31 protein-coding genes are annotated in these 23731 nt (G+C 64.3%); 1 reads left to right on the forward strand and 30 read right to left on the reverse strand.

The window, feature by feature from the left end:
* Positions 1–45 precede the first annotated feature (45 nt).
* Positions 46–381, reverse strand: a complete 336-nt coding sequence (locus ACETII_RS16850) for a hypothetical protein (protein ID WP_472786265.1) — start codon at positions 379–381, stop codon at positions 46–48.
* Positions 382–498: 117 nt separating this feature from the next.
* Positions 499–804: a hypothetical protein gene (locus ACETII_RS16855; protein WP_472786266.1), complete on the reverse strand. Its 306-nt coding sequence runs from the start codon at positions 802–804 to the stop codon at positions 499–501.
* Between the two features lie 591 nt (positions 805–1395).
* Between ACETII_RS16855 and ACETII_RS16860 the strand changes: the two genes are divergently transcribed.
* Positions 1396–1635, forward strand: coding sequence for a hypothetical protein (locus ACETII_RS16860; protein WP_472786267.1), 240 nt, complete (start codon positions 1396–1398; stop codon positions 1633–1635).
* A 1270-nt stretch (positions 1636–2905) separates the two neighbouring features.
* On the opposite strand, the gene ACETII_RS16865 is transcribed toward ACETII_RS16860, so the two are convergent.
* The 28 genes from ACETII_RS16865 to ACETII_RS17000 all read right to left on the reverse strand — a co-directional run bounded on the left by ACETII_RS16865 (position 2906) and on the right by ACETII_RS17000 (position 23721).
* Entirely contained in the window at positions 2906–3439 is a 534-nt protein-coding gene (locus tag ACETII_RS16865) for a c-type cytochrome (protein WP_472786268.1), read from the reverse strand.
* Positions 3440–3661: 222 nt separating this feature from the next.
* The gene (locus tag ACETII_RS16870) at positions 3662–3913 is read right to left on the reverse strand and encodes a hypothetical protein (RefSeq protein ID WP_472786269.1); all 252 of its coding nucleotides are present in this window, start codon (positions 3911–3913) and stop codon (positions 3662–3664) included.
* 125 nt (positions 3914–4038) lie between these two features.
* Positions 4039–4179: a hypothetical protein gene (locus ACETII_RS16875; RefSeq protein ID WP_472786270.1), complete on the reverse strand. Its 141-nt coding sequence runs from the start codon at positions 4177–4179 to the stop codon at positions 4039–4041.
* A 6-nt stretch (positions 4180–4185) separates the two neighbouring features.
* Positions 4186–4545: a hypothetical protein gene (locus tag ACETII_RS16880; protein ID WP_472786271.1), complete on the reverse strand. Its 360-nt coding sequence runs from the start codon at positions 4543–4545 to the stop codon at positions 4186–4188.
* A complete protein-coding gene (locus ACETII_RS16885; protein ID WP_472786272.1) occupies positions 4542–4781 on the reverse strand; it encodes a hypothetical protein in 240 nt (79 codons plus the stop codon). The genes ACETII_RS16880 and ACETII_RS16885 overlap by 4 nt, the downstream gene beginning before the upstream one ends.
* Positions 4726–5175, reverse strand: coding sequence for a hypothetical protein (locus ACETII_RS16890; RefSeq protein ID WP_472786273.1), 450 nt, complete (start codon positions 5173–5175; stop codon positions 4726–4728). The genes ACETII_RS16885 and ACETII_RS16890 overlap by 56 nt, the downstream gene beginning before the upstream one ends.
* A complete protein-coding gene (locus tag ACETII_RS16895) occupies positions 5176–6186 on the reverse strand; it encodes a lysozyme (RefSeq protein ID WP_472786274.1) in 1011 nt (336 codons plus the stop codon).
* A 30-nt stretch (positions 6187–6216) separates the two neighbouring features.
* A complete protein-coding gene (locus tag ACETII_RS16900) occupies positions 6217–6525 on the reverse strand; it encodes a hypothetical protein (RefSeq protein ID WP_472786275.1) in 309 nt (102 codons plus the stop codon).
* A 6-nt stretch (positions 6526–6531) separates the two neighbouring features.
* The gene (locus tag ACETII_RS16905; RefSeq protein WP_472786276.1) at positions 6532–7806 is read right to left on the reverse strand and encodes a hypothetical protein; all 1275 of its coding nucleotides are present in this window, start codon (positions 7804–7806) and stop codon (positions 6532–6534) included.
* A gap of 3 nt (positions 7807–7809) precedes the next feature.
* Positions 7810–8295 carry a hypothetical protein gene (locus ACETII_RS16910; RefSeq protein ID WP_472786277.1) on the reverse strand — a complete coding sequence of 162 codons (486 nt, stop codon included), beginning with the start codon at positions 8293–8295 and terminating at the stop codon, positions 7810–7812.
* A gap of 4 nt (positions 8296–8299) precedes the next feature.
* Positions 8300–9619: a phage head spike fiber domain-containing protein gene (locus ACETII_RS16915; protein ID WP_472786278.1), complete on the reverse strand. Its 1320-nt coding sequence runs from the start codon at positions 9617–9619 to the stop codon at positions 8300–8302.
* 6 nt (positions 9620–9625) lie between these two features.
* Positions 9626–9925, reverse strand: a complete 300-nt coding sequence (locus ACETII_RS16920; protein ID WP_472786279.1) for a hypothetical protein — start codon at positions 9923–9925, stop codon at positions 9626–9628.
* Positions 9926–9966: 41 nt separating this feature from the next.
* A complete protein-coding gene (locus ACETII_RS16925; protein ID WP_472786280.1) occupies positions 9967–10524 on the reverse strand; it encodes a hypothetical protein in 558 nt (185 codons plus the stop codon).
* A gap of 78 nt (positions 10525–10602) precedes the next feature.
* Positions 10603–11442 carry a hypothetical protein gene (locus ACETII_RS16930; protein ID WP_472786281.1) on the reverse strand — a complete coding sequence of 280 codons (840 nt, stop codon included), beginning with the start codon at positions 11440–11442 and terminating at the stop codon, positions 10603–10605.
* A gap of 15 nt (positions 11443–11457) precedes the next feature.
* Entirely contained in the window at positions 11458–13419 is a 1962-nt protein-coding gene (locus ACETII_RS16935) for a hypothetical protein (RefSeq protein ID WP_472786282.1), read from the reverse strand.
* Complete coding sequence (locus ACETII_RS16940) at positions 13412–13759, reverse strand: hypothetical protein (protein ID WP_472786283.1); 348 nt, start codon at positions 13757–13759, stop codon at positions 13412–13414. Before ACETII_RS16940 ends, ACETII_RS16935 begins: the two co-directional genes overlap by 8 nt.
* The gene (locus tag ACETII_RS16945; RefSeq protein ID WP_472786284.1) at positions 13756–14349 is read right to left on the reverse strand and encodes a hypothetical protein; all 594 of its coding nucleotides are present in this window, start codon (positions 14347–14349) and stop codon (positions 13756–13758) included. Before ACETII_RS16945 ends, ACETII_RS16940 begins: the two co-directional genes overlap by 4 nt.
* Positions 14349–15017 carry a hypothetical protein gene (locus ACETII_RS16950; protein WP_472786285.1) on the reverse strand — a complete coding sequence of 223 codons (669 nt, stop codon included), beginning with the start codon at positions 15015–15017 and terminating at the stop codon, positions 14349–14351. The genes ACETII_RS16945 and ACETII_RS16950 overlap by 1 nt, the downstream gene beginning before the upstream one ends.
* Positions 15014–17527 (reverse strand): phage tail length tape measure family protein, encoded by a 2514-nt coding sequence (locus ACETII_RS16955; RefSeq protein WP_472786286.1) that lies wholly within the window; start codon positions 17525–17527, stop codon positions 15014–15016. Before ACETII_RS16955 ends, ACETII_RS16950 begins: the two co-directional genes overlap by 4 nt.
* The gene (locus ACETII_RS16960) at positions 17527–17739 is read right to left on the reverse strand and encodes a hypothetical protein (RefSeq protein ID WP_472786287.1); all 213 of its coding nucleotides are present in this window, start codon (positions 17737–17739) and stop codon (positions 17527–17529) included. The genes ACETII_RS16955 and ACETII_RS16960 overlap by 1 nt, the downstream gene beginning before the upstream one ends.
* Positions 17736–18287, reverse strand: coding sequence for a hypothetical protein (locus ACETII_RS16965; protein ID WP_472786288.1), 552 nt, complete (start codon positions 18285–18287; stop codon positions 17736–17738). Before ACETII_RS16965 ends, ACETII_RS16960 begins: the two co-directional genes overlap by 4 nt.
* A complete protein-coding gene (locus ACETII_RS16970; RefSeq protein ID WP_472786289.1) occupies positions 18284–19255 on the reverse strand; it encodes a phage tail tube protein in 972 nt (323 codons plus the stop codon). The genes ACETII_RS16965 and ACETII_RS16970 overlap by 4 nt, the downstream gene beginning before the upstream one ends.
* Positions 19256–19271: 16 nt before the next feature.
* On the reverse strand, positions 19272–19481 hold the full coding sequence (locus tag ACETII_RS16975) for a hypothetical protein (protein ID WP_472786290.1): 210 nt from the start codon (positions 19479–19481) through the stop codon (positions 19272–19274).
* Positions 19481–19945, reverse strand: coding sequence for a hypothetical protein (locus ACETII_RS16980; protein ID WP_472786291.1), 465 nt, complete (start codon positions 19943–19945; stop codon positions 19481–19483). Before ACETII_RS16980 ends, ACETII_RS16975 begins: the two co-directional genes overlap by 1 nt.
* Positions 19942–20604 carry a DUF6441 family protein gene (locus tag ACETII_RS16985; RefSeq protein ID WP_472786292.1) on the reverse strand — a complete coding sequence of 221 codons (663 nt, stop codon included), beginning with the start codon at positions 20602–20604 and terminating at the stop codon, positions 19942–19944. Before ACETII_RS16985 ends, ACETII_RS16980 begins: the two co-directional genes overlap by 4 nt.
* Positions 20586–20942, reverse strand: a complete 357-nt coding sequence (locus ACETII_RS16990; protein ID WP_472786293.1) for a head-tail joining protein — start codon at positions 20940–20942, stop codon at positions 20586–20588. The genes ACETII_RS16985 and ACETII_RS16990 overlap by 19 nt, the downstream gene beginning before the upstream one ends.
* A 9-nt stretch (positions 20943–20951) precedes the next feature.
* Positions 20952–21566 carry a DUF2190 family protein gene (locus tag ACETII_RS16995; protein ID WP_472786294.1) on the reverse strand — a complete coding sequence of 205 codons (615 nt, stop codon included), beginning with the start codon at positions 21564–21566 and terminating at the stop codon, positions 20952–20954.
* A gap of 79 nt (positions 21567–21645) precedes the next feature.
* On the reverse strand, positions 21646–23721 hold the full coding sequence (locus ACETII_RS17000) for a prohead protease/major capsid protein fusion protein (protein WP_472786295.1): 2076 nt from the start codon (positions 23719–23721) through the stop codon (positions 21646–21648).
* Between the last annotated feature and the right edge of the window lie 10 nt (positions 23722–23731).

Consider the following 23731-nt stretch of genomic DNA (forward strand, 5'->3'; position numbering starts at 1 on the left):
CCCTCGTCAGTGTCCTGCGCCCCGTCTATCGGCCCGCCGGGCAAACTAGGGTTGACCGGATGGCAATGGAGGCAAAGACTCAATGTGCTGGCCGACGCCCGCGTAGCTTTGATTCCCGACTTGAGTGACCGTCGTATCGTTGCTGAGTGAGCTGCCTGCCTTGCCAATGGCGACTTGTTGGACGCCGTAGAAATTGACGAGGCTGGTCTGGGTGGTGTTGTCAGTGTTGTGTTGCCCCAGCGACACCCCGGCCTTGGCGCTCAAGAGCGGATTGTTGCCGAAGTTGACGCCGATGAAGCTTGGCTTGACGCTGATGAAGTCGCCCGCGTGCGCCTGGCCCACGCCGATGCAAGCAAGAACGGGAATAAGCCAATATTTCATTTTTCTATTCCCCCGCTTTCGTCGTCGATGGCGATGAGAGGCCGCCGTGCAATTGCTTTTGGAGATGAAGATCGCGGCCATATTGACCGCGATCATACTAAGACCGGAGATCTCTACTCACGGAGCGCCGAAGTTCAGCGGAACCTGAGCCTGGATAACCACGGCTTTGTTGATGGCGTCGCCGCCCTTCGAAGTGTCGCCGATCGACTGGTCGATGTGCGCCTTCTGGGTGATGTCGGTGTGCGGTCCAGAGGTATTGACCGGAACCTGCGCCTGCACGACGAACGCCTTGTTCAGGGCAAAGCCGCCCTTGGAGGTGTCGCCGATCGACTGGTGGAGCTTCAGCGACTGGCTGAGGTCATAAGCGAAGGCAAAGTTAGCGGAAAGGGCCACAGCGGCCGAAGCAAGAAGCAGCTTTTTCATAAAAAACCCTCCAGGAAGAGGAAGCTAAGTCTTTTAGCTCCCGCTAGGAATTTATCCTGGCGATGCAAAACAGGTAGGCGCCTTTTCGGCTAAATGTCGACACATTAGGATAGCCAAATTGGTTAAGTAGTTTTCCTGAGAAATGCTTTTGCCAACATCTGGCTAACGATGTCGTGCCCCGAAAGGTCGCCGAATAGCGACCGACTCCGCTCACGCCCAATAAGGCTTATTAGTCCTTTGAGGCGCTTCGAAGCGGCATGTCCGATAAGGCAACTTTATCGGCCCCAACTCGCCCCCGACAGGCGCGGCGTTTAGCCGATGAAACAGACCGCCAAAGCGCCGCCGGGGTTTGTCTTGGCCGCTCGCTTTTCCCCGCGCCGCGGGCGCCTCTCGCGCCCTTCGAGCAGCCGCCCGCGACCGTCGCTGGCTCGCTAGGTCCGTATTTCCCACAGCTATACCCGTTGAAATTCAACTGGTTACTTCCAGCCCGCCCGGGGGACTCCCGGGGGACGCGATTAACTTGGCGGTCTACTTCCGTGCGGGCGGCAGGCCGCTTTTTTCTTCGGTAGGCTATCGCCCTTGGAGCGCTCCATGGATGTCGAAACGCTGGAAGCTCAAATTGGGCAAATCGAGTGGCGTGTTGCGTACTATGAAATGAACGTCGCCGATCAGATTAGGCAAATTGCAGAGCTCGAGCGCCATGACCTCGACAGCGGGCACGCTGCGGCGAGGCTGAAGAAATTGACAGAAATGCTCAGCCAAGAGATCGCCCAGCATGACGACCTGAAGCGGCAGCTAAAAAGCGCGCGAGCCTCTTCTGGCGCAGCATAGCGAGCGCGCGCTTCGAATTTCCATCATCAACAAAATTCCACTTTTTACGTTCACTGAGTGCTGCTGACGACGTCATGCAAAACTAAAAGAAAAGGTGACGTCGAGAAACTCGGTTGATGCAACCGCACTCCGTGCGGTTGCATCTCTTTGCCTACGCCCGGCGCAGACCATAAGGACCGGGCCGCCCCAAATCACTAGCAACTACACCCGCTGCCATAGCTGTACGACGGGTAGGCTGAACCGTAAACGCCGCACCCGCCGCCATAGCCGTAAGAGGGATAGGCCGAACCGTAAGTGCCGCACCCACTGCCATAGCTGTAAGACGGGTAGGCCGAACCATAAGTGCCGCACCCGTTGCCATAGGCCGAACCATAAACGCCACACCCGCTGCCATAGGCCGAACCGTAAGTGCCGCACCCGCCGCCATAGCCGTAAGAGGGATAGGCCGAACCATAATAGCCGCATCCAGTTGTCGCCGCGCCAAGTGCCAAACCGCCTAGCCCGGCGCCATAGCCCCATCGGCCATAACCCCAGCGACCATAACCCCAAGCGTGACGCATTCCGCGGTAGCCCCACGCGTGACGCATTCCGCCATAGCCCCAGCCGTGACGCCATCCACGATGTCCCCAGCCACCACCCATAGCATGGCGACCCCAGCCATAGCGGCCCCATGCCGAAGCGGGGGTCGAAATTGACAGCGTGCTGATCGCCATGGTGGCGGCGAGCGCCGTTGTAAGAAACTTGCGTGAGTTCGTCATTGCCAGAACTCCACTCGGTTAGGGTCAACCAGGCCCATGTTGGACAAAGCCCCAACGCCACCCGCCCAACGCGAGCTCCTTTTTGCTTGTTCCGGAGAATCAGGGACGCACAAGCGGGCAGGCGTGTGCTGTCGATGGGTGTCTTTCGCTTTGTGACAATAGCTTGCGGCATGGAAAATTTTTCGCGGCGGGTCCCGTCGTTCTGCGGAGGTGGCCGCCAGGCGAGAGGATAGCTAGACAAGCGCAACCCCGTATTTCCCACAAATGCCGTCATGTGTGGGCGCATCTAGATCAGATCTGCATTGTCCTCCGCATTGCCGGACTGGCGGCCGAGGCCCACTGGGTTAGACGGCCGCCAGTCTTAACTCGTAACCGGGAAGCCTTGCGTGGGAGACAAGGCGGACATCAACGCTTTTGCCAACCTCAATGTCAGCTCTTATTCATACGTCGTCCGAGCCTGAGCAAATGGGTTGCAAGCGCGATCGAGGCGGAGTTGGATGCGCTGCCAAAGCTTAGTGATGATGGCCTTCTTCCTCAGCCTTGCCGGGGTCTTTGTACTCATTCTCCATTGCCCGGAACATATCACTTGAAATTTCGGGTAGAATGCGAACAAAGCCAACGAGATTCCAGATTTCTTCGTCGCTGTGCGTCGGCCCAAAAGCGGGCATCCCCGTCATCTTGACCCCGTTTTTGATAATCCAGAAGAGCTGGGCCGTTGTCCACTGCTTTGAGGCCTCGGCAAGGTTCGGTGGCTGGGGCCGCATGCCTTTGCTTATGGGCCTGCGTTCCTTGCCCGGCGCCGAGTGGCAGATAATGCACATCTCATCATAGCCCTTAAATCCCTTGCGCAATTCCTCATCACTCCAGGCTTCGCGCTCATGGGCGCCAGCGCGCGCGCTCACGGAATTTTTCATAACTGCATGCAGGATCTTCGCTTCTGCCGCCGTCTCCGGCGCGGAGGCTGACACATCGTAAGCGGCTGCGAATATAACTGCAGCGATGACGACGGATAGGAGAGCTGTTATGTAGCCAAGAATAAATTTCACGGCCGTAAACCTGACTGCGTCAAGGATCGCGGTTGTGTGGCCTTCGGCTGTCAAGTAACGCCTCGGTCAATCGGATCAAGAAATCGCCCGGCTTTGGCGCAGCGCGCCTTGCCATTGTTATGACGCTCAACTTGCGGTTATCGTCTCGCTATATTCGTTGACGGTCTAAGCCTGAGGCTGACGTCGGGTTTTGCGTGTTCGGCTATGCTGCCGGACGCGTCTCTATGGCTCACTTTCCTCCGTTTGCCGCGCGGCCCGGGCGGTCTCGACGACCTTGGCGATCATCTGCACGACGAGCCAGGCGCAGCCCAGGAATGGCGCGACGTCGGTCGCGACACTCGCCCATTCATGCAACCGGTCCCGCCAAAGGGGCGTTGTGATCATGCCTCCCGCCACGACGTAGCCGATCTTCTCTGCGGCGGGACTCGCGATCGTCTCCAAGGCGTTCTGCAAATGATGCTGCGGCGTCGGCATTGGTCCCAACCATGCGTTAAGAGTTTTGGTTGAGGCTGCGCTCAACCGTCCGTTGCTTCATCCATTCGGGCGGCCAGAGACGCGCGGGCGGGGTCAAACGCCGGCGCGTCTCGCTTCCTTGGGCGTCACGCCCAAATTGCCGCCCATGCGACGACGAGGGCGGCGAGCCGCGCAAAGCCCGCGTGCGGCGCCGGCCAGTCGCCGGCGGCCGGAAACAGCCACAGCGATGCGGCGGTTCCGGCGATCTTGAGGCCGAGCAACGCCATGCGCGCTCAGCCGGCGTCAACGGCCGGGGCGAGCGCCCGCTCGGCCTCGTCGGCCGCGGCTGTCGCCTCGGCGATCAGGGCTTGCACGGCCGCCGGGTCCGGCTGCGCGGCGAGCTGCGCCGCCAGATTGCCGTTATGCTGGCGGATCGCCCCGACTACCGCTACGAGCTGTCGGTTTGCCGCGACGAGCCGCCCGACCGCCGCCTGTAGATCATCCATTTGCGCCATGGTTTCTTGCCTTTCCTCAAGCGCCTCCAATTCGTCGAGCCGCCCCCAGGCCCGCCAAAAGGCGGCGAGGGGGTCCGGCCCCGCCGGGCGCGGAAGCCCCGCCCAGCGCAGGGCGACGCGCGCCCTTAAAGCGGTCACGGGGTCGCCGAGAAATCCCGGCGCACGTCCGAATAGAAGGCCTGGCAATTCTCGACCCCGTGATTGGCCTCGATCGCCGCCGCGCGGTTCTGGAGGGCGAAGACGCGGGCGTCTTTTCCAGGCGTCGGCTCGGGCAGCTCGGCCCCCTTGCACGAGGGGGCGAGCGGCGGCAGCGCCGGCCTAGCGCTTTCCGGCGGTGTCGAGCCGGCGCACGCGGCGAGCAAAAGCGGCGTCAAGAGCGCAAGCGTCGACGACAACGGTCTTTGTTTTTCCTTCCGCATGGGGCGGCTCTCTCTTTGAAGCGGCGGCGAGATCGGCGGCGAGGTCGTTTCCAAGCCGTTCGATTTCGACTTGCATGGCGGCCGCCGCTCCGGCCGAGGCCTGGGCGCGCAACCGATCCTGCGCGGCGATCGCCGCCGAGGCCCGCGCCTGGCGCGCTTGCTCGGCGAGTTGGGCGCGCAGCGCAGCGGCCTCGCGGGCGGCCTCACGGCCCGCACAGGCGCTTGACGCCTGGTAGTAGCCCCAGCCGAAGCAAAGCGCGCCAGCGACCGCCGCAAGCCCGATTGCGGCCAGTTTGTCGCGCCAGCCGGAGAGCGACCAGGCCGTCGAGAGGATGGCGAGCGCGCCCATTTAGACGGCGACCTCGGCCATAAGCAGCGCATCCTCAAGGCGCGCCTTTTGGATATGCTGGGCCGCCCGATAGGCGAGATAGGCGAGGGCGGCGATCGCCAGGCCGGCGCCGATCCCGAGCAAGAGCGGCGAATAGGTCGAGAGCAATTCGGAGGCCGGCGCGCCGGCGTCCCAACCCTGGGCAAGGTCGCGGGCCTGGTCGACATAGCCCTTGGCCCGACTGGCGACGTCGAGCGCGTCGCCGACGCCGATCGAGACGGCGCCGGTTTTGATCTTGTCGGCCGCCGTGACCGTGCGCGAGCCGGCGGCGCGCAGATAGTCGAGCGAGACGCTTTCGCCTTCCTCCATCTCTTCGGCGGCGACGAAGCGCACGGGCGCGCCGGCCGCGCTCTTCGACGTCGCCGCGAGGAATTGCTTATATTCGCTGCGCCGGCGGCCCATGATCTCGGCCGGCTTGTTCCACATGAGAAAGGCGTCGGCCGCGCCGCGATAATTGCCTTCGTTCAAGCGGCGCACGACGGTCGACTTGCGGAAGCCGCTTCCGCCGATATTGAAGCAAAGCGAGACGAGCGCGTCGAATTGCCCTTGCGTCAGGGGAACGCGCACGGCGCTCTCGACGCAATCCTCAAAGGCCACAAGATCGCGCGCGAGAATTTCCTCGACCTCAGCGCGCGCGATCGTCATTCCCGGCGCCGGGAACGGCGGCCCGGCGGCGGCGGTATGGCCGACGCCAATCGTCCAAATGCCTTTCGTGTCCTTGTAAGCCTTCGTCTTGAAACCCTCGCGCTGTATGAGCAGCGCGCGGCCGGCCGCGCTCATTTTCATGTCGTCTTTTCCTTTTTCCGTAAGTGCGAAAGAGAGAGCGAGAAACGCCCTCGCGTGAAGCGTTTCGAGCTTGATGCGCAGCTCGGGCGCGAGCCAGGGGTAGACGCCGGCGACATGGCGCGCCCAGGCCCGCGCGAGAGCGTCGAGCGTTTGCGCCGTCGCAAACGCCGTCGCCGCGCAAGCCAAGAATTGCGCCCGGCTCAAAGGCATGCGCGTCTAGGCGTTGGGGTTTGCCGGCGCGGCGACGAGCGTAAACGCGCCGCTCTTATTGGCTTTGATTGGCCCCGTCGTTTCCGCATACCAAGAAACCAGGCCGGGCGCGGCGGCCGACGAGTCCCAAAGATAGGAGGCCGAAGCGCCGGTCATGGTCATGGCGTGCGTCTCGTCGACGAGCGCGCCGGATTTCTTATAGGTCAGATAAAGCGTCGCGCCCGGCGGCGTGAACGCCGCGCCGTCGGTGTCCGTGAACGGTCCCGAAAACTTGATCGAGGCGCCGAGTTCGAATTCTGCGTATTTTGTCGACATGGCGCGTTAATCCTCGCAAGCCTCGATCGAGATATGCGCGGCCGCCCCCGTCACGTCGAGATGCGCTTCCGCCGCCGTAACGGCGACATGAAAGCAGCCGACAAAAGCCTCTTGGACAGTGTCCTCGGCCGTGACGATGATTTCGCTTTCTGCGATCGCCGCAACAAATTGAGCAAGCGTCGATTGCGCGGCGACGGCCGACAGCGTCTCGGCGATCGTCGACGCCCCGCCGACAGAGGCCGACTGGCCCGCATTGGCCGAGGCGCTTTCGGAAGCGACGCCGACGGCCACAACCGTTGCGGATTGCGCGTCGCCGGCGGCGGCCGCCTCCAAGCGCGCCGCCCCGAAAACGCCTGTCGCGGCCCGCGTTTCGCTCGCGGGCGCGCTTTCCGAGCAAGCGCCGACAAAGCCCGCCTGGGCGTTTGCCGCGTCCTGGGCGCTTGCGGCCTCGTCGAGCGACCGGCTGTAAGTTGTGCCGGCGACGGCGCCGGTCGACGCGTCTTGCGCGTCGCCCGATTCCGCGACGCTCGCGCCGATGACCAGCACGCCGACGCCAGCATCGAAAGCCGTCGCCGCCTCGCTCGCGGCCGCGCTGATCTGCAATAGCCCGGACTGCGCGGCGCTCGCGACCCCGGACTCGCTTGCCGTCGCCCCGAGGATCGCTGTTGCGCTTTCTGCATCGCTCGCCGCGCCCGCCTCGGCGCGCGACGGCGCCGAGATCAGCGCGCCCGCCGCGGCGTCGCTCGCGGCCCCGGACTCGCTCGCCGCCGCCCCGAGGATCGCTGTTGCGCTTTCTGCGTCGCTCGCCGCGCCCGCCTCGGCGCGCGACGGCGCCGAGATCAGCGCGCCCGACGCGGCGTCGGCCGCCGAACCGCTTTCCGAAAGAGACGGCGCCGAGACGAGCGCGGCGCTTTTGCCGTCCGAAGCCGCAGTCGATTCAGTCGCCGCCGCGACGAAAGCCCCCGTCGCGCCCTGGGCTTCGACCGGCGCCGCCGTTTCGGCCGCCGCGCCGACTAGGGCGGCCGCCGCGCTTTGCGTCTCGACGGCCGATCCGCTTTCCGCGACCGATGCGGCGAAGACAGCCGCGCAGCTTTGCGCTTCCGCCGCCGAGACGGCTTCCGCCCGCGCGCAGGGGAATGCGGCCGCCGCGCTTTGAGCCTCGCTCGCCGCAGCGGACTCGGAAACGCTTTCGTTATAGACCGACTGCCCTTTAGAGAGGGCGAGCGCGGCGTCTTGAACGGGCGGCGGCGCGCGCCAGGGCGGACGGAAAAAATGGCCCATCAGTTAGCCGCCGATTTCCTCGAAGGTAATCGTTCCGCTGATCGTCACGCTATCCGCCGGCGCGGTTTCCAGCTCCAGCGTCCACGTATTGCCAGGCGAAATAACCGGGCGCTCTTCCGGCGTGTAAACCCTCATGAATGGGACGCGGATGTTCCACGCATAGGCCTCAAGATCGGTGTCGAGCGACCCGGAACCGGCGGCCATTTGCGTGGTGTTGTTCCGCTCAACCGTGCCGCCAAAAGCGGGGTCACCGTCTTCGATCGGCTGCGGCGTCACGCTGGCGCCGCCCGAGCCCGACGTTACTGCGCCGACGCCGCGATTGGTCGTCAGCAAGAGCATTTCCTCCTGCGCGTCGCCGGTCTCTGTGCTTTGCGTCAACGTCCAACCGTGAATGATAGTAACGGCGTCGGCCGGCCCCTTGATCTCAAAGAGGTCTTGCACCGCTGTTACCGCGACCGCCTTGAAGACGGCAGTGTATCTGCGTCCCATTGGATTACCTCACTATCATGTGCTGGATTTGCTGGAACGGACTCCAGACGAGCGATGCCGGGTTATAGGAGATGTAAATAATCGGGCCGGCCCCCGCGCCGCCGGTCTCGGCCGCGCCCGTAAATGAGCCAGAGCCGGCGCCGCCATAATTGCCGCCGGTCATTCCATTGCCCGCCGAACTACGCCCGCCGGCGCCCGAGCCAGCCCCGTTAGAGCCGAATTCCGTGCCGGCGCCGCCATTGTTATTCGCCGCGCCGCCGGCCGTCGTCGCATTGTTCGCCGCGCCGCCCGTCGTCGTGGAGGCGTTGCCGCCGGCGCCGCTCGGCCCCGCCGCGCCGCCGGCGCCGCCGCCGCTCGACCCGGAGGCAGGCTTAACGCCATTTCCGCCTTGATAGGTGGCGTCGCCCTGCGAACCCGACTGGCCGACGCCCGCAACGCTGATCGTTGCATTCGTGCCAGCTTTCGCAAGCACCGAATAAAGGCGCTCGGTCGTCGTCGGCACTCGCGGCTTTGACCCCCAACCGTAATACAGTTGGTTGTGCCAAAGCATCATGTGCGACGCGCCGTCGCCCTGATAGTCGTCGCCGTTCGTCGGGTGCTGAAGGGCGTAGATCATTGAGATATCATCGACCGCCGCATCGGCTGTAAATTTTAGATGCACCCGATACCAGCCGTTCCCCGCAGCTCCGGTCGCAACATCGTCTGTGCTCGCCGTCAGGCTCGAATATGTGAATTGCGTCCCATTGGACGATTCGAGGGTCGCGGTCAGCGTGGATAAATCAATGCTGATCTCGATCCATTCACTACCGAAGTCATAAACAATGAAACGCAGAAGGCGATCGCTTACTTTCTTCGCATAAACGACCCAAGAGATTTGAAGCGTTTGGTTCGGCTTCGTAAATTGCGTAAAGAAGCGATGGGACCCGAAAGCCCCATTCTCCATAAATTTCCAAGCTGTGCTGGTGCCGTCCGGCGCGGTTTGCCCGCCCGTGTATGCGTCCGCGCCGTCGTCATCCCACGCGGGCCACTGGTCCATCGAATTGGATTGCAGAAGCAAGTTGAGATCATTGAACCACGCATCCAACCCAGAGCCGCCGGCCGGCAAAAAATAATAATAGGTCTCGCCGGCGACGAGCCCCACATTGGCGCGACGCGCATAGGAGCCACCCCCGCCGCCGACGCCGCCGATCGACGCGGATTGACGGCCGGAACCATTGCCCCCCGGCCCGATCCCGTGAACCGTATTGCTGTTGGAATTCCAGTCGGCCGGAACCGTCCCCGATTGGATCGAGGACGAGGGCGACGTGAGAGCGATCGCGGCCATGTAACCTTAAGCCCCGGTCTCGGAATTCGGCGGCGTCCAGTTTTCCGCTGTTGCGAGATCGCCCTCCAGCGCCGCGATTTGGCCCGCATAAACTTGCCGAATGAATTGCAGACTCGCGCCGCTCGTCGCTTCATCCAGAACCGACAAAACGAGCGAGCGCTCTTCGGTCCGTTGCGGATTGACCGCGACGACTTCCTTAATCAGCCATCCCTCGGCAATCGCCTTGTCGAGAAGGGCGAGCATGGGCTGTCGCTGTTCGATCCCGCGCGCCAGCTCCCCGGCGCGCTTCGCTGCTTCTATGTCCATTTGTCGACTCCGGTGTGATCCACGCGCGCCAAAGTGCCCGCTTACAACGACGCCGAATAGGTGACGTTGAGCGTATCGCCGGCGATGACGGAGCGCGACGAGGCGAAATCGCCGGCCGAGAAGAGAACGCCCGTCGTATTGCCGTTGGCGCTTGTGCCGCCGATGGCAATGGCGACGCCCGCGACAGTCGTCGGACCCGCCGCGGTGATCGACCAGGCGACAGGGGAAGAGGTCGCCTTGGAGCCGCTGGAGGCCGACGAGAACGCAACCGACTGCCGCGCGCCGGAAGAAGCCGAGATATTCAGCTCGGACCAGCCCGCATGCGAGGCCATCGTGTCGCCGGCGGCCGCGGATCCCGCGCCTTTCAGCATCATGTAAACGGTTCCGGTCGACCATGACGAGCCCGCAAGATATTTGTCGAGCATGTCGTTCTTGCCGGCCGTGGTGACGAGGTTCTTGATCTCGTCTTTCCACTTGAGATTGCCGTCCTTGTCGCGGCATTCGACAATGTATCTGCCCTTGATGAGCATTTCCTCGGCCCGCTCGGGGCGCACGATCAGGCCCGCGCCGATCGCGTCGGCGACGTCAATCTTTTCCATTTTCAGTTTCTCCTTGATAGACCGCTAGTGAGTTGCAGACAGACGCGCCACGCCCTTACAAAAGCGATCGGTTTGCGCTTAGTTGTTTGCGCCTTTGATGATCGCGAAATTGAGCGTCACGGATTCGTTATTGAGACCGGGGTTGAAAACGGTAATCTGCGCCGATCCGGCGCCGCATTTCGTTCCGAAATAATAAAGGCCGGTCGGCGCGCCCGAGACGCTCACGACAAGAATGTCGGTCGCGGCGATAAAGGAATTCGTCAACGTGAATTGCTGGCCGCCCGACGCGCCGGCGGCGGTGACGAGGGTAATTTGGCCCGTCACGGCGTTGAGCGTGACGCCGGTCGTGCGGTTTATCGCCTGCGCAACCGTATTGCCGGCGCCGACGCCGGCCGCATAGCCGAGCGGCCCCTTGGCGCGCACGGATTGATCTTGGCCGACCCAAAGCGCGTCAGTCGGCGTCGTCGAGCTGTTCGGCGTCGTCGCCAAGACGAGCTGCGACCCTTGCGCCGTCGAGGTGTGCGTTTGCGTCGCCTCGGCGCGCAGGCTCGCCGGTCGCGCCGAATAGGCCGAGCCGCCGGAGGTGTAATAGCCGGCGAAAGAATAGCGGCCGAGAATGTCGCCATTGCCGATCGCCGTCGGGCTCGCGCCGGTGTTATTGGCGCGCCGCGCGATCAATTCGGCGACGCCGCCAAAACTGTCGAGGACGAGCGATTGCGACGCGTCGCCGTCCTTGCCGATGAGCCGATAGATCATGCCCGTCGGCGCGGAGGTCGGCGACGCCGCGGCGTTGGCGTTTAAGCTATAGGGCGCGGCGAAATAGCCCTCGATCGTCGCGCCCAACCCCCGGCACAGGGCCGTGTCGGCCGCCGCCGCCGCCGGAAACGCGTTCTTAAAGGCCGTGTCGAGCGCGCCCATGATTTCCCCTTCGTCTTAGATCGTGATTGAGACCGACGAGCCCCAGCCGCCGGGCGCGCCATTGTTCGGGATATAGCGGGCCTGCACAGTGACCGCCGTTCCCTTGGGGAGAACCGGCGTTTGCACGCTAAATTGCGAGATCAGCACATTGCATTGCTTGTAGTTCGCGCCGCCGTCAGTTGAATAATGCGCGTCCCACATAAGATTAGGATCGACGACGAGATTGACGGTCGGCAAGGGTAGAAAGGTCCCAACCGAAACCTTTTGCGCATAGTCGATCCGAACCGCGCCGCCGCCTGTCGCCGCGTCGGGCACAACCGACAGATAGGGAACCGGCGTCGGCAATGTCGGCGCTTTAACAACCTCGAAATTTTTTAGGGGATCGGGCGGCGCGGCGGGATCGGTGAAAATATCTTCGGTCAATTCGGCGAGCTGCGCCGTCCACTCGCCGAGGTTCTTTCCGGGCGAAATCTGCAACAGTCGGAACGTCCCAATGATTCCAAATTTCTCGCAATTAAGCCCGACAATGCGCTGTGCGAAGGCGAGAAGCCCCCGCGCCTTCAAGCGCACGGTAATACGCCGGCGGTTCTCGCGCATGGCGTGACGGCGCACCATGCGCCAGGCCTGCGACGGCGACGGGCAATAATCCAGGGTGATCGCCTGTTGCCTGCGGCCAATGCGCGCTTGTGATTGCTTGTCTTGATAGAGCGGCGCTTGCATGGGCGAATAGCGCTGGCGCGGCTCGGTGTAAGTAATGTTAAAATAATTATATTGCTCGGCGAGCGGCGGCTGAAACTCTTGCGTGATCCCCAGCACGTCGGAGTCGGTAAAGACGACGTTCGGCGCTTCCCATTTGCCGATCCACATTGAGAAGAAGCCGCTTTGATCGAGCCCATAAGCGCCGTCGCAAATGGCCATGATCTTGGCCAGCACGTCGCGCGGCTCGAGATCGAGCGAGACATTGGCGGTCATGCGCGCGAACGGCTCGTAGCAGAGCCCGCCGTCGCCGAAATTTCGAATAAAGCACGGGCAGAGGCGATCGCAGTCGTCGGCGGCCTCGGCGATCGCCGCCCAATTGACGCCCTTGATGGCGGTTTGGCCATTGGCGATCAGCCGCGAAACATAATTGGCGGCGATCAGCGCGGGATTTTCCGACCATTTCCAGCTCGCATTGTAGATCGTGAACGCGCCGCTCGACGGATCGTTTTGAGATTGCCCAGGGTCGCGCGGATCGTAAACCGGCGCGCCGCGATAGACGTATTGATAGAGCGGCCAATTGTTCGGCCAATAGGTTTGTCGATTAGCGCCATTATAGGTCGTCGGCAGATAGCCCCAGGCGTAAAACATCGTTACGCCCTTGCCGAGGTGCGAGGCGTCCCAAAAATTGACAAGGCCAGTGTCGGCGGTGACGACGCCATTAACGGCGCCATTCGGGCCGAGCTGCGACAAGAGGTAAGATTGAAAACCGTCTTCGGTGGCGCTGATCGTTTCGATAAAGATTAGGGGGCCAAAGACGCCGGCCGAATATTGCACCCATTTTGCGCCCGAGCCCGGCGCCCAAATCGTTCCCGCCTGACTCGGGACCGGCGAGAGATAGGGCGAACCGGGAATCCAGCCGACATATTCGTCGTCGCAGGTGATCGACTCTATGCCGTCGATCGGCCCGTCGCACATATAGAAGCCGTAGAGCAGGACGTTTTTTGCCGGCCCCGCCTCTTTGAAAATGAACGCGCCGGGATTTTGCACGCGCCCATAAGAAATGACGCGCGGAGCAAGTGGATGCTCGACAGTGACCTTATAGTCCGGGGGCGGCGATTGATGCGCGATCGGCTGATCGCCGCCGCGTTGTTTCTTATCGCCCGTCAAATAGCCGACGCCGGCTTTCGCGCCGAAGAGCGCCAGCGCAAGCCACGGCTGGCCGGCGAAAGAGGCGATCGCGCCGAAGAGGCCGAGCAAGGGGGAGACGATCTTAGACACGCCACGCCTTGATGATTTCGAGATCGCCGGCGATCAGCACCCGCGAAAAGCTGCGCGTCACGAAGAGCCCGTCGCCGCTCACGACGCCGAGCAAGGGCGCGCCGTCGGGCTGCGCTGCGAGCGCGATCGCCAAGGGCTCGACCGGGCAGGGCGTCAAGCCGATCCGCTCGGCCCAATGCGCGACGCCGGCCTCGACGCCGAAGCGCCGCCAGTCGCGCATGATCTCGCGCCGCGACGGGACGCGGGCGACGCCGCGCACAAAGAGCCATTGCGCCACATATTGCGCGCAAGGCCCCTTAGCGCCGCAGCCATGCGCGAAAGCGATCGGATCGGGCGTCATGCGGTAATCACGGTTTTGCGCCAGCCGACGCGCTCGAAAACGCGATCGCCGGGGTATTTTTGTTGCTGGTCTTCGTCGCAAACGAGATTTAAGGGCGCGATATGTTTTCCGCCGAAGAGCGGATCGCCTTGGACGGAGAGGGTGATTTGTCCCTCGCCGATTTCGAGCGTCGCCGCGCCGAGCTGGTAACTTTGCAGCAAATAAGGAAGGTCGACCGGCTGGCCGAGCGTCGAGTCGAAAAACATCACAAAGACGGAAGCCGTGCGGCCGATCATTTCGGCCGAGGCGTCCGCGGCGGCGCGGCCGAGCGCGGCGTAAGGACTCGCTCGCGTCTTATCGTCCTCGACCAGGCCCGACAGCGTCAGTTGTATGGGCGAGATCGCCGCCTCGGCGGCGATTTGCAGGCCCGACAATTCGCCGAAGAGCCCGAGGCCTTGCCAGAAGCGCCCGACATTGTCGCGGAAACTGTCGCCCTGGCAGAGATAGACCGTTTCCGAAACGAGATCGAATTGCACGCCAAAGCGCGCCAAGACGACATGCTCGGCGAGCATGGCTTGCACGGCGTCGGAAAAGGCGAGCGGGGGCTGCACTACCAATGCTCTTCGATAAATTCGAAGGTCGCTAAGCCGGTCCAGCCGACTTGCATTTGACAGGCGAGCGCCTGGCTCTTCGGATCGAGACGGGCGAGCATGCGCGGATCGTCAATTTCGAGGATCGTTCCCGAGGCGCAGTCGGCGCGCAAAGACGGCCAAATCGTCCACGTCGAGCCGGAGATTTCTTCGATCAGATGCACGCGACCGTCGATCTCGAAATAGTCGCCGGCGCTCAACGGAGCGATGACGGAATTCGTCACGGGGATCTGAGTTGCGCCGATTTTCGCGGCCGCCGCGAGCGTGCAATCGGCGGTGCGCTGCGCAAAGCCGAAGCCGTTAGTGAAAGCGAAACCATTGGCAAAATTGCGCAAGGTCGGCGTCGTGACGCCGGCGCGCCGGGCGGGCGAATAAATGCCGTTTTGCGGCCCGACGTAAATCTTGCGCATGCGCGCGAGATAAGCGAGCAAGGCGCGCGCCGTTAAGATGTTTTCCGCCTTAAAGCGCACGTCGTGATAGATAAACCGCCATCGGCCATTGGATGAGGCGACGATTTGCGGCGCGCCCGAAATCGGCGCGCCCCCGGAAAAGGATGCGTCGGCCATAACCGGCGTCACGTCGCGCGGGCAGAGCGCGGCGGGCCAGGGTTTGACGGCGGGGTCCCTCACGGCTGCGCCCTCTCAAAAGCGGCGAGCATGCCGGGGAGGCGCGCGTTATTCTGCGCTTGCTCTTCGCGGATCATGAGGCGGATTTCGCCGCGCGTGACGCGGGGCTCGACGGTGACGCCGGCGGCGTAGTTTTGGATCGAGATGCGCGGGCCGCCGCCGTCGCCGCCAGGACCCGCCGCGCCGATATTGAGGGCGACCGGGATCGAGCGACCGTCGGGCAGGGGAACATAAGCCTCGGGCCGCGAGCCTTCGCCGAACATGGCGAATTGCGGCGACGAGGCGACGCCTCCCCAGGCGTAACGCCGCAAGGGGAGCGGTCCCGAGCTGGTCATGACGCCGCCGTCGGCGAAGCCGAAAAACGACTTGGCCGACGAAAACAGGCTGCCCAGGAAGCCGCCGCCGAGGCTGTCCGCGCCATTGGTCCCGCTCTTGCCGAAAAGCCCCTCGGTCAATTTCTGCGCGGCGATATTGATGGCGGTTTGCAAGATTTGATCGAGGACGCGATTTAGCGCCGCGCCGGCGCTCTCGCCGCGCACAAGATCGCCGACGAAGGAAGAGAGCGCCCCCGAGGCGACGCCGCGAACCTGATCGAGGCTTTGCACAAGTTCGGCGTTCTTGTCTTGCACGTTCTGGAGCCGCTCGACGTAGCGGCCCCATTCTTCTGCGGTCTGCCCGATTGCGCTGCGCATTTCCGCCGTGATCGGGATATGCTCGCGCGTATATTGGTTGAGCAATTCTTGCTCTTTTTGCAGCCGCGCCCCTTCGCCGGCGGATTTGCCGAAGGCGTCGGCCTGGGCGTCGAGCAAACGATTGTAAGCCGCCAAATCGTCCTTCGCCTGGCGCAGGGGCGCGGCCTGGGCCTCGCGCACGATCGCCGCGTCGGCGTCGGCCGCCGAGCGCCGCACACGCCGCGACAGGCCGCCGCCGCCGCGCGCGGGCGTAGCTGGGGCGGCGGCTGGAGTCGGCGCCGCGTCGTCTATCGCCACAATCCCTCGGCCAATGCGCGACGCGCCGACGCCCTCGGCCTCGAGTTTCGCGAAATTCTCTTCGGTCGGCTCCAGGCCGCGCCGCTCGGCTTCGGCGATCAGCGCGTTGACCGACCGGCTCGTCGCGCTTGCCGCGCGCGGCGCGCGGCGCGCGGCGTTTTCGCGCAAGATGGCGGCGCGGGGCGGCTCGTCGCCGGGGACCTGGCGCAAGAGGTCGTCGCGCTCTTGGCGGACTTGCTGGCGGGCGCGCTCGAAAGAGGTTTTGCCGAGGCTCTCGATCGAGCGTTGCGTCGAGCGCGCATAGTCGTCGACCTTCGCCGTCGCCTCGGCGAGCATGCGCGTGCGCTCGGCCTCGGCCTGCGTATTGATCTTGAGCGCATTGGCGGAATCGCGCAGCGCCTCGACGCGGGCCTTTTCCATAAGCACAGCCTCGCGCTGCGCATAGGTCGTCGCGGTGATCGCTTTGGCGGCGAGGTCGGCGTCCTCAATCGTCTTGAGGAACGGCTGCATGAATTTCTTCGCAGCGTCGGTTCCGCGCGCAATCGCCTCGGCTTCCGCCGCCGCCTGATCGTTTTGCGTCCCGCCGCCGATCGGCGCGAAGGGCGAGCCGGGAATCCCGGCGATTTTCTCGCCGACCTTTGAGACCGCGTCGCCGAAAGCGGCGGCGCCGCGCTCGAAAGCGTCGGTCAAGCGACTGGTCGGATCGGGCATTTTGTCGAGCGCCTTGGCGAGGCCCTCGACGAGCTTCGCGGTCGCCCCCGACTTGTCGCCGAGCCCGTCGAGCGTCTCGATCTCGCGGACCTGGGCGCGCGTCAGAAGCCGGAATTTGTCGGCGAGCTGGGCCGCGCCCCTGGCCGGATCGGCGAGCGCCTGGGCGAGCGTCGTCGCCGCCTCGTCTTCTTTGAGGCCCAACTTGCGGCCAAAGTCGCGCGTGACGCCGATCGCGCCGCCGAGCGACCCGCCCGAGACGCCCGCGCCGAGGTATTGCGCGGCGAGCCCCTGGGCGGCGTTGACCGACAGCCCGGCGCGCGCGACCGAGCCGCCGGCGATGGCGTTGACCTGGGCAAGCGTCAGGCCCGAGGCGCGCCCCAGGCCGTTCAATGAGACGGTGAGCGCGTCTTGCGCCGATTGCCAGCGCAGCAAAGCGGCGACGGCGACGGCGCTCGCGACGGCGACCGCGCCGCCGACGGCCCCGATCGGGCCGATTTTTGTCGCGAGCGACGACAGGCTTTCGCCGAGCGCCTTGACGCCCTCGCGCATGCCGCCCTTTCGCGATCCGAAGACGTCGGCGACCTGGCCACCTTGCTGGATCAGCACCATAAAGGGCGACTGGCCGGAAAGCAGCGACACGCCGACGTCATTAAGCTGGCGCGTCAGATTCACGACTTCGTGACGCGCCAGGCCGACGGATTTCGTCGCGTCCTCAAACTGCTGCTTTGTCGTGGCGCCGATCTTTTTGATCGCCGCCTCGACTTGCTGGTTGCCTTCGACGCCGAGGCGCAGCGTGACCGAGTTCGCGCCCATTAGTTCCCCGTTTCGGTTCTACGGAAGCCCGCCAGCAAGCCGTCTTCGGCGCGCATAAGCAAAAAGTTCAAGGCCTCGCGATCGCAGCCAGAGGGCGCGAGCGCGAGCGCGCTGCCATAGTCAAGCCCGACGGCGACGCCGGCCACGCCGGCCCGGCGAATAACGCCCGGGCGAAAGGCGAGCGCGAGCGCGATCTCGCCTTCCGCCGTCAAGGGGCGCTCTTGTTCGGGACAGCGCTTGCCGTTTCCCCCGCGCTTTCCGCTGGCGCAGGGGAGCCCGAGTCGGACGCAATTTGCGCAGTAGTCGACGCCCCCGCCGGCGCGCCATTCGGCGAGGACGCGGACCCGTTTCCCTCGGCGCTCAACTCGAGAATTGGCGCATTGAGCGCTTGCTGAACGAAAGTAAAATACAGCGGGTCGCGCAACAGCGCCGCGAGGTTTGCGCGCGTGACCGGGACCGGCTTGCCCTCGGCGTCGACTATGCCTTCCCAAGCGACGATCGCCCGCAAGCCCATTTCGACGAGCTGCGCCAGCGTCGCGACGCCGAAGGCGAGATCAGCGTCGTCTTGCCAGGCGACGCCCTCGTCGAGCCCATAGTCGGCCAAGGCGGCGACGCCGTCGCGCGCCGCCTCAAAAGCGCGCCGGGCGGTTGCGAGCGCGGCCTCGCGCTCGATCGCCGTCAAGGGGCGGTAGAGGATGGCTGCGCCAGCCGCGAGCGGGAGCCGCTGCGGCGCCTTCTTTTCTGTGCCGAGCTTTATCATGCTGCGTAAGCCGCGATCTGGTTTTTGAGGGTGACGGCGAGCATGGCGGCGCCGCTGGTTTGATTGCAACGGAACGGGAGCGTTTGCTCGATCCCGCCAGGGCCTTCGATCGCAACGCCCGCCCGGCCGAGGACGCAAGCCGGCGCGTCAAAGGAAATCTGGTTATTGGCGCCTTTGACGAAGCGAATCTGCAGGGCCTGCGCCGTCCCGGCGACGGCGGCCGCGTCGAGCGTGTTGCCCGTGTAACGAATGCGCAGCTCGCCCGAGAACTGCGACTGTTCGGCGAGGACGGCGCCGCCGAAATTCGCCGAGCCGTCAATATAGCGATCCTGAATGAGACCCGTCTCATAGGTCATGCTGGCGCCGAGCAAGACGCCGACCGACGCGCCGCCGAGCAAAACCTCGCCGAGCGTGCGCGCCTGGTTATCGTAAGTCTTCGCCGCCGCCGGCGTTCCGGCGCCCGTCGAGCCGAGGATATTTTCGCCAAAGCCGAGCATATCCAGCATGACGCGCTGATAGCCGGCGGCGTCGCCGAGATCGAGTTTCATTGCGCGCACAGCGCAACCGACATGCTGGCGGAAATCGCCCGAGACCGGGTTGAGTTCGATCGTCGCCGTCGGGAGCGTCGTCAAGCCGGAGGAAAAGACATGCGTGTAATTGGTCGCGCCGCTCGTCGCCGGCGCGCCGAAGACGAGGCGCAGCCAATCGCCAATTTGATTGAGGCAAAGCGGCAATTCGAGCGATCCGCCATGCTCGGTCAGGGTCGGCGCGACCGCGCCATTGTCGCGGTAATTATTCAAGCCGGAGCCGATGATCGGGTCGCTCTCGATCGGCTTCGTCGCGCGCAAATTGGATTTGTAATAATGCGCGTATCGGTAGCCGCTGGCCGCTGGCGCGCCATAGGAGCTGAGTTCCGTTGCAAAGGCCGCCCTTGCGAGCTGGCCGAGCGCGATCGCTTGAGTCGCCATTTGTGAAAAGCTCCTATTAGCGTATCATGATCCCGGCGACGCCGAGATCGAAGGGCGTGGCGGCGCGAAACTTGCCGGCGAGCTTCGCGACGAGGGCGGGGTCGTAGGGCAGCACTTGCCCCTTGCGATAGCCCGCCACGTCGTCGAGCATGACGATATGACTCGGCGATTGAGCGGTATCTGACGCCGACGGCGGCGCGGCCGGCGTTTTCTTGTCTTCTGTCATTAGTAAGCCCTCGACGAGAGATAAGTGAGTTGCACGCGAATAAGCGCCGTGAGGACGGCGTTCGATCCGGCTTCGTCCTCGCCGATTTCCGGTTGTTCGGCGATTTCGGCGCGCGTCACGACGCCGCCGAGCGTCGGATCGGCTTCGATCGCGGCGAAGATCGCCAGCACGCCGGCGTCGAATTGCGCAAAGAGATCGTCGCCTTCCGGCCCGCCGAGATAAAACTCAACGTCGACGGCGCGCACGATCTCGAAATGCTCGTCGCTCGGCAGTCCGAGCGTGCGTTGCGTGTCGACCGGGTCGCCGGTGCGCACAATCAAGGCGCGTCCGATTTCTGGCTTGTCGCCCAAAAGCTCGAAAACGTCGGTGAAAACTGGATTGCGGCGCACGGCGGGGAGATCGGCCGAGGCGTTCAAGGTCGCAGTGAGCGCCAGGATCGCCGTTTCTGTCGCAGAGAGAGTCATTGGCTATTGGCCGCCTGGTGATAGGCGAGGGCGTAACTCGCGCCGGCGGCCTCGGCGATCGCCTTCGGATCGAGCCGCTTGCGCAGCCGCACTTGCCGCACAAGAATAAACATCGCGATTTTCTGCCCCGGATCGGCCTTCGTCGCGCGCTTGAAAACCATTTTCGGGGCGCCGCCCTTGCGATGGCTGGTCTTTTTGTAGCCGGTGCGCGCCATAACAAGCGCGACGAGATTGCCGTTTTTGGCGCGCGCGAGAATGAATTTCTTGAATTTGCGCTCGACGTCGGCGGGCTTGATCGGCCGGCCGCCGCGTCCGCGCGGGACGTTTTCGGTCGGAAGCCACAAATAGCGCCGCCCGCCGGTCGGCGCGACGGTCGCGCCTTCCGAAAACGCCCCGATGATCTTCGGCGCTTTCGACCAGACGAAAAACGCCGGCGCGAGCGTCGGCTTGTCGTCTTTCGGCTCGAGCTGGCCGCGCCAGGTGTTTGGCAATTTGCTGGAGTTGAGCGCGCGGCGCGTGGCGTCGCGAACCGGCGTCAACAGCGACGCGCGGCCGGTGCGCTCCATGGCCCCGCGCACGCGCTTGGAAAGCGCCTTGAATTCGGCGTCGAGCGCCGCGTCGACCGCTTTCGGGTCGACGGTTAGGGTAGGGGCTGCCATCGCGTCCACCCGTCGGCGGGCTGGGGGCTGCATAGGCAGGACCAGACAAGCCCGGAAGCATCGTCGCGGCGCGGCTGATCGACGATGACATAGTGATAGGCGCCGACAAGGAAGCGCGCGCCCTTTTCAGGGGCAGCGATTTCCGAGGCGCGAACCTCGATCACGCGTTGCGCGGCGACGAAATTATTGCGGCCGATCGCCGATTGCTCGTCGGCCTTGTTCTCGATCACGCGACAGGCAACCGGCCAGGCGGCGAGCGGATGATATTCCGCCGCCTGGCCAAAGCGGTCGAAGACGCTCGAAAGCGTCTTCGCGGCGAGAGCGTCGAAAACCGACACGGCGCGCCCTTAGTAGCCCCAGGCCAGCCAATTGACTTTTTTCGAAAAGCTCGTCGCGGCGGCCGGCGTCGGATCGGTGCCGCCGGTGTTTTTCCACGTCTTGACGATGATCGAGCCGGCGGCCGGCGCGCCGGCCTGGTCGCCGATCGTGGCGGAAACCCATTCCGGGTCGTCGACGGGATCGCTGTCGAGCGTCGCGACGACGCCGAGGACCGTCGTCAAGCCGGTGACGATCGTATCGGCCGCCGTGACGGTCGTATGCTGGCCGCCGGCCTGGCGCAAACTGCCCTCTCCCTGGACGGCGAGCAGCACGTCGCCCGTCGACGACGGATTATCGGCGGCCGCCGCCGCATAGCCGATAAACAGCCGTCCGCCGCCGGGAACGCTATGGGCGACCTTGTTCGTATTGTCCCAATAAATCTTGTCGCCGACCCCCCAGGCCTGGGCGCTGGTTTTGGCGAGCTTGAAAGCGCCTTTGCGCGCGAGCGGCACGTCGGCGCCGGAGAGCGCCGCGATCTGCGCGACGCCGAAAATGCCGCCGACTTTTGCGCCAGCGCCAGACGCCACGTCATAAGGGGCGGCGACCGTGATCGTGTCGCCTTCCTGAATTTTATTCGTCGCCATTGTTTAGATTCCTAATCTCGAGGCCGATCGAAGGCCCGCCGTCGTCGGCGGCGGGCGCGGTGCGTTCTGCGCGCGGCGCTTAGTTGCCGGCGTTCTTGACCATGTTGCGGTAGTCGATCGCCTTCGCCGCAAAATCGAGCCGGCCCTTGATCTCGAGCCCGTCGACCTCAAAGCCGACGCGTTGCTCGGTGTAAACGCCTTCCTGGCCGTCGAGGTAAGCGAATTCGAACGTGTCGAGCACATTCGGGTCGCCGACGACAAACCACGGCTCGGCGCCGGCCGCGGGCTTGAGGCGCGCCTCGACGATCAGCTCCATTCGGCCAGCAAAGGTATTGACGCCCGATGTCGCCGTAGCCTGGACGGCTTGCAACATCTTCTGCGCCGCGACTTTGCGCTTCGGCGTCACGATGAGGAATTTCGGGATGAGCCCGGAATAGGGCTGGCCCGCCGCGTCGAGCTGCTCCAGCATGAGTTTCTCCGCCTCGGCGAGCGTGTTTTCGTTCACGTCGCCGGCCGAGCCGACGTTCTTGTGATCGGCGTGGAAAAGCGCGACCGTGTCGGAAAGCGCCGCATTGGCGGTGAAAATTCCCCAAACGACGGAATTTTCCAACTCGGCGGCGGCGCGGCCGATCAGTCGCGGAATGCGATCGAACGCGCCGAGATCGTCGTTAATCAGCGCTTGGCGCGTGATCGGGACGATCTTGCCGTAAGTCGCGAGCGCGTAGGTCTCGCCGCTGTCCGAGAATTTCCCATATTTGAATTCGCCGCCCTCAAGGACCTTTTCGAAGGTCGGCAGGCCCGAGAGCGCCACAACCGATTTCGACTTGAAGTCCGGCGAATTCGACTGCCGCCCGAGCATGCGCCACGGCTGCGGCGCGGTCGAATAGGCGTCGCGCAGCCGCTTGGACGCGACATTCGCCAGCAAATTTGCGAAGTCAGAGGTCGACAGGCCCGCGCGATAGAGCACGCCCGGATCGTTCATGCCGAGCGCCAACGTCGCCCGCTCCATTTTATTCAAGGTGCGGACGCTCTTGCCCTGCGTGCGCTGCACATATTCGCCGAACATGGCGAGGATCGAGTCATGCCCCCGCCATTCGCTCGCCATCTCGATCGCCGCGCGGCCTTCCGCCGAGTTGCGGTCAAACGCCTGCGGATTGGCGCGCAGCGTGATCGCCGATTCGATCGCACGGCGCAGCGTGTCGCCCTCGTCGCGCGTCACTTGCGCGTTCGGGACAACGATCTCGCGCGCGTCGGCCTGGCGCGCGCCCAAATGCTGCGTCAGCTTGTCGAAAATCTGCGCGCGCGACAGGCCCTCGTCGATCCAGCCGTCGACGCGAGCGCGCGCGTCGCCGCCAGCGCCATCGGCAAGCCGCTGGAGGCCGCGAATGTCGGCGACGCTCAGCGTCGACGCGCGGGCGTCGGCCTCGGCGGCCGGCGCGGGAGCCGGAGCCGGGGCGGGAGCCGGCGCAGCGGAACGCGCCTCGCTCGCGGCGGCGGCGGGCGCAGGATTGGCCGAAGCGGGGGACGGCGCATTCTCGACGGCCGCCGCAACGGCCGCCGCCTGGGCGGATCGAGTCATATCTTGCTCACTTTCTTGCGAACCGGGAGCGTTAAGCCCATTTGTCTCGACTGCCCGGACAGTCGCGACGGGATCGGCGGGGACGGCGCAGAGCGTCACCTCTAAGAGCGCCCATTGCTCGGCGCGCCAGGTTTCGAGCCCTGTATCGTCTTGAGAAATATTGAGCCATTTTTGGACCGAATAGCCGACGGAAAAGCCGGTCAGCTCGCCGCGCGAGACCATGCCCTCGGCCTTGCGGCCGGCTTCCGTGTCGGCAAACCGGCCGACGCCGACGAGCTGGCCGCCCTCGATCTTCGCCTCTTCGACGACGCCGAGAATGGCGTCGATCGAATAGGAATTGTGCGAGTCGAGCAGCTTGCATTGCCCTTGCGCAACCCGCGTCAAATCGACGGCGGCGGGGTCCATGCTGAGCGTCTCGACATAGCCCCAGCGCCTGACCGGCGAGCCGGCGGCGAAGACGCCGCGAACCGTCCGCATCTTCGAGTCGTAGCTCGTCGGCGCAAAGCGCAGCTCGCGCGCCAAAGTTCCGCCAGGCTGGAACCCTTCTGGGCCAGCCGCGCCGTTACTGCGTTGCATGGAAAAACCC

It is taken from the genome of Methylocystis sp. NC52PC (genome assembly GCF_055698645.1).